The organism is uncultured Methylibium sp. (assembly GCF_902826655.1).
GTDB lineage: Bacteria > Pseudomonadota > Gammaproteobacteria > Burkholderiales > Burkholderiaceae_C > Methylibium.
On sequence record NZ_CADEFR010000001.1, the window covers coordinates 5,380 to 10,621 of the forward strand.

Below are 5,242 nucleotides of genomic sequence, written 5' to 3' on the forward strand. Positions count from 1 at the left end.
CACCGCCTGCCGCGCCCCAGCAGAACGCGCATGAACTTCGACGCGATCCGGGAAAGCCTCCCGCTCTACGCCGACGGCCTGTGGATCACGCTGCAGCTGCTGGTGGTGTCGCTCGCCGCCGGGCTGGTCGCAGCACTGCCGCTGGCCGTGCTGCGCGTGCAGCGCTCGCGCTGGCTGCACGGCCCGGTGTGGTGCTTCACCTATGCGATCCGCGGCACGCCCTTGCTGGTGCAGATCTTCCTCGTCTACTACGGCCTGGCGCAGTTTGCGGTGGTGCGCGACAGCATCGCCTGGCCCTGGCTGCAGTCGGCCTGGTTCTGCGCCTGGCTGGCCTTCGCCGTCAACACCTGCGCCTACACCACCGAGATCCTGGCCGGCGCGCTGAAGGCCACGCCGCACGGCGAGGTCGAGGCCGCGCGGGCGCTGGGCCTGTCGCGCGTCCGCGTGTGGCGGCGCATCCTGCTGCCGTCGGCGCTGCGGCGCGCGATCCCCGCCTACGGCAACGAGGTGGTGCTGATGCTGCATGGCACCTCGCTCGCCAGCGTCGTGACCCTGCTCGACCTGACGGGCGCGGCCCGCGAGGTCAACTCGCGCCACTACCTGCCCTTCGAGGCCTTCCTGACCGCCGGCGCGATCTACCTCGCGCTGACCCTGGCGATCGTGGGTGTGCAGCACGCGGCCGAGCGCCGCTGGCTCGCGCATCTCCGACCACGCACCTGAAAGACCCGACACGATGCAACGCCGCGACCACCCGCTGCCCGAGCGCACGCTCGGCACCGCACGCCGACTCAGCAGCTTCCACTACGGCCCGACCGACCGCGACCGCAAGGTCTACGTCCAGGCCTCGCTGCATGCCGACGAGCTGCCGGGCATGCTGGTGACCCACCACCTGCGCGGGCACCTGGCCGCGCTGGAGGCCGACGGCCGGCTGCGCTGCGAGGTGGTCGTCGTGCCGATCGCCAACCCGGTGGGGCTGTCGCAGTGGCTGCTGCGCAGCCCGATCGGCCGCTTCGAGCTGGGCAGCGGCGAGAACTTCAACCGCCTCTACCCGGCGCTGCGCGACGCGGTGTGGGCGCGCATAGCGCCCTCCCTCGGCGGCGATGCCGAGGCCAATGCACGGCGGGTGCGCGCCGCGCTGCGCGAGGCCTGCGCCACGCTGCCGGCCGACGACGAGCTGACCGCGCTGCGCCGCACGCTGCTGACGCTGGCCTGCGACGCCGAGGTCGTGCTGGACCTGCACTGCGACGCCGAGGCGGTGCTGCACCTGTACACCGGCACGCCGCTGTGGCCGCAGTGCGAGCCGCTGGCGCGACTGATGGGGGCCGAGGCCACGCTGCTGGCGCTGGAGTCGGGCGACCAGCCTTTCGACGAGGCCTGTTCGTCGCTGTGGTGGGAGCTGGCCGAGCGCGCCGGCCCCGCACGCCCGATCCCGCCGGGCTGCCTGTCGGTGACGGTCGAGCTGCGCGGCATGGCCGACGTGAGCCACGCGCTGGCGCAGCGCGACGCGCAGGCGCTGGTCGACTTCCTGGTCCACCGCGGCCTGGTCGACGGCGAGGTGCCGGCGCTGCCGCCGCTGAAGCACGAGGCCACGCCGCTGGCCGGGTCGATGCCGGTCATGGCCACGGCGAGCGGCGTGCTGGCCTGGCATGTCGAGCCCGGCACCTGGGTGCGCGAGGGCCAGCCGCTGTGCGACGTGATCGACCCGGTCGAAGGTCGCGTCGCGACGCTCGCGAGCCCGGTCGAGGGCCTGTTCTACGCGCGCGACAACCTGCGCTTCGTCACCGCCGGCACGCGCGTGTGCAAGGTCGCGGGGCGCGAGGCGACGCGCACCGGCAAGCTGCTGAGCGCCTGAGCGCATGAACCACGCTCCCGTCAAGCTCCAGGCGCTGGACCTGCACAAGCGCTTCGGCGCGCACGAGGTGCTGCGCGGCGTGACGCTCGAGGCGCGGGCCGGCGACGTGATCACCGTCGTGGGCTCCAGCGGGTCGGGCAAGAGCACGCTGCTGCGCTGCCTCAACCTGCTGGAGCAGCCGCACCGCGGCCGCCTGCTGATGCACCGCGACGGCCACGCCGAGGAGCTGGCCCTGGTGCCCGACCGCGACGGCAGCCTGCGCGCCCGCGACGCGGTGCAGCTGCAGCGCTGGCGCGCGCGGCTGGCGATGGTGTTCCAGAACTTCAACCTGTGGCAGCACCTGACGGCGCTGCAGAACGTGATCGAGGCGCCGATGCAGGTGCTGGGCCTGTCCAGGGCCGAGGCCACCGAGCGCGCGATGGCGCTGCTGGCGCGCGTGGGCGTGGCGCACCGCGCCGCGATGTACCCCACTCACCTGTCCGGCGGCGAGCAGCAGCGCGTGGCGATCGCGCGCGCGCTGGCGATGGAACCCGAGGTGATGCTGTTCGACGAGCCGACCTCGGCGCTCGACCCCGAGCTGGTGGGCGAGGTGCTGAAGGTCATGCGCGACCTGGCGACCGAGGGCCGCACGATGATCGTCGTGACCCACGAGATGGGCTTCGCGCGCGAGGTCTCCAACCACACGCTGTTCCTGCACCAGGGCGTGGTCGAGGAACAGGGCTCGCCGCGCGAGGTGCTGGTGGCGCCGGCGAGCGAGCGGCTGCGGGCCTTCCTGTCGGGCGGCCTCAAGTGACACACTCGGATGCCACGCACGGCAAGGAGCGGCACATGCAGAACCCGGCCCTCGACGAGATCCGCGCGCTGGTGTTCGACGTGTTCGGCACCGTCGTCGACTGGCACGGCGGCATCCTGCGCGACGGACGGCGCCTGAGCGCGGCGCGCGGCCTGGACGTCGACTGGCACGCCTTCGCGCTGGCCTGGCGCGAGGGCTATGCCCCGGCGCTGGAGCGGGTGCGCCGCGGCAGCATCGCCTGGGCCAACCTGGACCGCCTGCACCGCACGATCCTCGACGAGCTGCTGCCGCGCTTCGGGCTCGAGGGGCTGCCCGAGACGGACCTGAAGCACCTCAACCGCGTCTGGCACCGGCTCGACCCGTGGCCCGACACGCGGCCCGGCTTGCGGCGGCTCAAGGCCGGGCGCGTGATCTCGACGCTGTCCAACGGCCACGTCGCGCTGCTCGTCGACATGGCCCGGCACGGCGACCTGCCCTGGGACTGCATCCTCTCGGCCGAACTGTTCGGGACCTACAAGCCCGAGTTGCTGGTCTACCGGCGCGCCGCGGCCCTGCTCGGCCTGGCACCGGAGCAGGTGATGATGGTCGCGGCCCACCCGTCCGACCTGGCCGCCGCCCGCGAGGCCGGCCTGCGCACCGCCTACGTGCCGCGTCCGGCCGAACGCGGCGAGCCGCAGGCCTTCACGCCGGCGCCGTCCGCCGACTTCGACCTGACGGCCTCGGACTTCGAGGACCTGGCGCGGCAGTTCGGGCTCTAGACCCGTTGACGCTAGCGGAGCGCACGCGAGGACAGCACCGAGCCGCGCGCCCGGACAAAGGCCGCCAGCCGCTGCGGGTAGTCGGCCGCCACCGCGCCCTGCACCGAGGTCCGCCGCGCCAGCGCCCGGCGCCACGCGGTGAGCCTGGGGCGCTGCCGCAGCCAGTCGAAGTCGCCGAGGCGCTCGAACAGGTCGAGATAGCGGAACACCGGGCCGAAGGCGGCGTCGACGAGGCCGAAGCGATCGCCGGCGAACCACGGCCCGTCGGCCGCCAGCGCCTGCTCGACCTGCGCGAACTTGCCGTCGAGGTCGGCCTGCCAGCGCGCCAGCGCCGGCTCGTCGGGCGCGTTGTACAGGCCGGCGATGGCGTTCAGCGTGGCCGAGCCGAACTCCATCCAGCCGCGCTCGCGGGCCCGCACCAGCGCGTCGTCGGCGTGCAGGCGCGGGGCGGCCAGCTCGTCGAGGTACTCGCAGATCGCCGCGGACTCGAACAGCGGCTGTCCGTCGACCAGCAGCACCGGCGTCTTGCCGAGCGGCGAGACGGCGAGGAACCAGGCGGGCTTGTCCGACAGGTCGATGTCGCGCCGCTCGAAGGGCAGGCCCTTCTCGGCCAGCACGATCGCGGCGCGCTGCACATAGGGGCACAGCGCATGGCTGACCAGCACCAGCGTCGGTGTCGGTGTCGGTGTCGGTGTCGGCAGGCTCGGCGGCGTCGTCGTGTCCATCGCCGCCCCTCAGGCCGCGCGCCAGGCCGCCGGCGGCTGCCCGGCGCGCCGCAGCGCATGGCGACCATCGCCCAGCAGCACGTGCACCACCGACATCGCGATCAGGAACACCGGGTACTCCCAGCCGCCGCCCGGCGCGCTGAAGACCCAGCCCTTGCCGGCGTGCACCGCCGTCGCGCCGACCAGCACCGGCAGCAGGGCCAGCGACACCCAGCGGCCCTGCCAGCCCAGGAGGATGGCGATGCCGCCGACCAGCTCGACCGCGACCACCGGGGTGGCCAGCGCGCCGGGCAGGCCGACCGAGGCGAAGAAGGCCGCCGTGCCCGGCAGCGTGAACACGAGCAGCTTGAGCAACGCGTGCGAGATCCACATGCTGCCCAGCGCCACGCGCAGCAGCAGCGCGGCCAGGTCGATGCGGGACGAGGATCGATCGGGAGGATTCATTGGGGGGCTCCGGTGATGTGATTGCAGTTGCAACTATATCGGTCGATGCTAGTATTTGCAAATGCAACTACATGACCCCGGAGCCCGCATGGATGCCTGGAGCCTGTTCCTCACCGCCCATGCGGTGCTGGTCGCCGAGGTCGAGGCGCGGCTGGCCGCCGCCGGCCTGCCGCCGCTGGCCTGGTACGACGCCCTGTGGGCGCTCGAGCGCGCCGAGGGACAGCGGCTGCGCCTGAGCGAGTTCGAGCGCTGGATGGTGATCAGCCGCAGCAACATCACGCGGCTGGTGGACCGCCTGCAGGACGCCGGCCTAGTGGAGCGCGAACGCTCGGCCGAGGACGGCCGCGGCGCCTACGCGGTGCTGACCGCCGAGGGCCGCCGCATGCGGCGGCGCATGTGGACCGTCTACGGCCCGGCGATCGACGAGCGGTTCGCCGCACCGCTGGGCGCGGCGGCCGAGCCCCTGGCCGAGGCGATGCGCCGACTCATCGACGCACACCGTGCCGCGGCCGGTTGACTAGGGCCTGTTAACGCTATCGGAGGGCACGCGTGACCCAGGAAACAAAGGCCATCAAGGCGCAAAGCGCAGCCGGGGTGGGCCCCCGGCGAGGCTTTGCAACGCCGAGGGCCGCAGTTTCCTGGGATCACCCGAAGGGCCCGGGCCGCGCAG

At 73.2% G+C, this 5,242-nt stretch carries 7 protein-coding genes; 5 read left to right on the forward strand and 2 right to left on the reverse strand.

Annotation, left to right across the window (positions count from 1 at the left end):
- The 4 genes from QZV97_RS00025 to QZV97_RS00040 form a co-directional block, all read left to right on the forward strand.
- A partial coding sequence (locus QZV97_RS00025) for an ABC transporter permease (protein ID WP_366558862.1) occupies nt 1-720 on the forward strand: 720 nt, incomplete at its 5' end.
- A gap of 13 nt (nt 721-733) precedes the next feature.
- Entirely contained in the window at nt 734-1,852 is a 1,119-nt protein-coding gene (locus tag QZV97_RS00030; RefSeq protein ID WP_295636318.1) for a succinylglutamate desuccinylase/aspartoacylase family protein, read from the forward strand.
- A gap of 4 nt (nt 1,853-1,856) precedes the next feature.
- Nucleotides 1,857-2,645, forward strand: a complete 789-nt coding sequence (locus tag QZV97_RS00035) for an ATP-binding cassette domain-containing protein (protein ID WP_295636322.1) — start codon at nt 1,857-1,859, stop codon at nt 2,643-2,645.
- Between the two features lie 35 nt (nt 2,646-2,680).
- Nucleotides 2,681-3,403: a haloacid dehalogenase type II gene (locus tag QZV97_RS00040; protein WP_295636325.1), complete on the forward strand. Its 723-nt coding sequence runs from the start codon at nt 2,681-2,683 to the stop codon at nt 3,401-3,403.
- An 11-nt stretch (nt 3,404-3,414) separates the two neighbouring features.
- Here QZV97_RS00040 and QZV97_RS00045 read toward each other — a convergent pair whose 3' ends face one another.
- Together QZV97_RS00045 and QZV97_RS00050 are read right to left on the reverse strand one after the other, a co-directional pair.
- A complete protein-coding gene (locus QZV97_RS00045) occupies nt 3,415-4,128 on the reverse strand; it encodes a glutathione S-transferase family protein (protein WP_295636330.1) in 714 nt (237 codons plus the stop codon).
- A 9-nt stretch (nt 4,129-4,137) separates the two neighbouring features.
- The gene (locus QZV97_RS00050; protein ID WP_295636333.1) at nt 4,138-4,572 is read right to left on the reverse strand and encodes a DoxX family protein; all 435 of its coding nucleotides are present in this window, start codon (nt 4,570-4,572) and stop codon (nt 4,138-4,140) included.
- Nucleotides 4,573-4,660: 88 nt separating this feature from the next.
- Between QZV97_RS00050 and QZV97_RS00055 the strand changes: the two genes are divergently transcribed.
- Nucleotides 4,661-5,089, forward strand: a complete 429-nt coding sequence (locus QZV97_RS00055; protein WP_295636335.1) for a MarR family transcriptional regulator — start codon at nt 4,661-4,663, stop codon at nt 5,087-5,089.
- Nucleotides 5,090-5,242 lie beyond the last annotated feature (153 nt).